At 71.7% G+C, this 2,525-nt stretch carries 3 protein-coding genes and 1 pseudogene; 1 reads left to right on the top strand and 3 read right to left on the bottom strand.

Annotation, left to right across the window (positions count from 1 at the left end; translation table 11 throughout):
* Both PROKR_RS36410 and PROKR_RS27240 read right to left on the bottom strand, forming a co-directional pair.
* A pseudogene (locus PROKR_RS36410) lies at window positions 1-363 on the bottom strand (hypothetical protein); the annotation flags it as partial.
* A 448-nt stretch (window positions 364-811) separates the two neighbouring features.
* On the bottom strand, window positions 812-1,348 hold the full coding sequence (locus PROKR_RS27240; protein ID WP_051433426.1) for a DinB family protein: 537 nt from the start codon (window positions 1,346-1,348) through the stop codon (window positions 812-814).
* Window positions 1,349-1,407: 59 nt separating this feature from the next.
* Between PROKR_RS27240 and PROKR_RS27245 the strand changes: the two genes are divergently transcribed.
* The gene (locus tag PROKR_RS27245; protein WP_036970048.1) at window positions 1,408-1,890 is read left to right on the top strand and encodes an NUDIX hydrolase; all 483 of its coding nucleotides are present in this window, start codon (window positions 1,408-1,410) and stop codon (window positions 1,888-1,890) included.
* A gap of 66 nt (window positions 1,891-1,956) precedes the next feature.
* Here the strand turns inward: PROKR_RS27245 and PROKR_RS36415 are convergent.
* Window positions 1,957-2,525 (bottom strand): hypothetical protein (locus tag PROKR_RS36415; protein WP_169736610.1); only part of this gene is annotated, 569 nt, incomplete at its 5' end.

The raw sequence follows: 2,525 nt of genomic DNA on the forward strand, positions 1-2,525 counted from the left end.
CACCAGGAGGGTGGCCCGCCATTGCGAGAGGACCCCGGTCTGCAGGGCGGTGAAGGTGTGGGGCATCTGGGTGATCCAGACGCGGGAGGTGGCCACGAACCCGGCCCCGGCGTGTGGGCTGACCCGCAACGCGGCACCGACCTGGTTCGGCACACCGCGCCCTTGCCGTTCGGCCCGGATGCTCTGCCGGGCCTCCTCGGCGCGGGTGGCCTCGTCCAGGGCGACCGTCAGCCGCGCCTGGGTCGCGGTGATCGCGTTCTTCACGGCCTCCAACTCACCGATCAGATCGACCCACTGGGCCTGCACCGCCAGCGAGACGTCGGTGTCACCGGACCGAGTGTCAGTGGCACCGGGCAAGATCATCTCTGCCAGGGCCCGGCGCACGGCCCGCACGCCCGCGAGGTCGACGACGCCACTGGCCTCGGACGCACCGGTGGCTACCGGTGACTCGGCAGCACCGGTCAGCACCGCCCCACCAAGTGGCCTCGGCTCGCCCCTGAGCACCGACCCGCCAGGCAGTCCCGGCCCGTTCCCAGGCAGCACCGATCGAGCAGGCTCCCCGCCTGCTCGATCTGGTACCTCACCGATTCGCGTCATGCCATCAATATATGGCACACACGTTCGCATCGCTCGTCGAATCGACCCGGTCTGCCGATAGCAGAATTCGGATGCGCACCCTGTGGGCAAACACCCAGAGCGCGCCAATACGAGCTATCACCAGCACCCGCACCCGCACCTGCACCGGTAGCACCAGCACCTCACCCGCCGCCCCAGCCCGCCCCGTACAACAACGGACCTTGAGGCCAACGACCTAGATCCCCGCCGACCCGTCGATCGCCTCCCGGATCAGATCTGCATGCCCCAGGTGCCGGGCGTACTCCTGGACCAGGTGCAGCAGGATCCACCGCAACGTGGCCCGCTCGCCGTCCCAGAACGGCTCCTGGGCGATCGCGTCGAGGTCCGCCTCGGCGACCACCCGCTCCGTGACCCGCTGCGCCTCGTCGAGCCAGGTCAGCAGCTGTTCGGCCGAGTCGTCCACGGCGGTGGCGAAGGTCCAGTCGGTGCGCTCCCGCTGCGCCTCGTACTGGGAGTACCAGGACGGCGTCTCCACCGTCCCCGCGAACGTCACGTTGACCCAGGCCGCCTCGATCACCGCGAGGTGCTTGAGCAGACCGCCGAGCGAGAGCGTGCTCGGGGCGTGGCGGTAGGCGAGCAGCTCGCTGCTCAGCCCGGAGCACTTCCAGCGCAGCGTGTCGCGCTGGAAGGCGAGGATCCCGAGCAGGGTCTGCTTCTCGTCGGCGGTGAACGGGATGTCGAAGCGGTCCGCGGGGTCGGTGATCGTCCTCATCCCGGAACCGTAGCGGCGTCGGGGTGTCGCCGACGCCGCGAGCACCCAGACTGGGACCCATGGCGACGACGAGCGCGGGCCTCCTGCCCTTCCGGCGGCTGCCCGGCGGCGGCCTCGAGGTGCTGCTGGGTCACATGGGCGGGCCGTTCTGGGCCCGCAAGGACGCCGGTTCGTGGACCGTCCTGAAGGGCGAGCTCGAACCCGGCGAGGACCCGCACGCCGCGGCGCTGCGCGAGGCGGGCGAGGAGCTCGGGCTGGACCTGCCCGCGCCGTCGGCCCCCGACATCGACCTGGGCGAGGTGCGGCAGCGCGCCGGCAAGGTGGTGCTCGCGTGGGCGCGCGAGTGGCCGCGACCCGGGCCCGACCTGACCCGGATCAGCAGCAACACGGTCGAGGTCGAATGGCCGCCGCGGTCGGGCAGGCGGATCGAGGTCCCCGAGATCGACCGCGTCACCTGGTTCGCGCCCGACGACGCGCGGCGCGTCGTCGTCAGCGCCCAGGCGGCCTTCGTCGAGCGGCTCGCGGAGCACCTTGCGGGCTGAGCCCCGACTCGGAGGCCACGAGGCGGGCCCCTGCCGGGACCCGCCTCGGTTCGGCTCGGCCCAGGATCAGGGCTCGATCGTCGGTACGAAGTTGTCCAGGAGGAACTGGCCCTCCTCGCCCGGGGGCAGCTCGCCCATGAACCGGCTGACCACGCCGGTCTCCTCGGACTGGACGAAGACCTGGAAGTCGATCGTCTCGACGCCCGGGGCACCCCAGTGCTCGGTCTGCGCAGCTGTGAGCACGGCCTCCGAGGCACCGTCGATGTCGATGTACGAGGCGTACCACCCGAGCTCGTTCAGCACCTCGGGGTCGGGCATCTCCTGGTCGACGAAGGGCGACTGCATCAGGACCCGCCAGTGCAGGTCGCCGAACTCGTCCGAGTAGATGGTCTCGGGCGACTCCCACTCGTGGCCGGCGCCGCCGTCGCCCACGATCGCGCGACCGGTCCAGTCGGCGGGGAGCTTGTAGCCGACGCCGTCCGTCTCGGTGGACTGCCAGGTGTCGGTCGCGCCGTCGGTGGGTTCGCCCAGCTCGATCGGGATGCCGACCGGGTCGCAGCCGGGCGGGTCCGCCACGTGGCTCGGCGCGTGCGCGGCGACGGCCGAGCATGCCGCCTGTGCGGGGGCGGCGACGG

Origin of the sequence: Promicromonospora kroppenstedtii DSM 19349 (assembly GCF_000515355.1) — a bacterium.
Taxonomy (GTDB): domain Bacteria; phylum Actinomycetota; class Actinomycetes; order Actinomycetales; family Cellulomonadaceae; genus Promicromonospora; species Promicromonospora kroppenstedtii.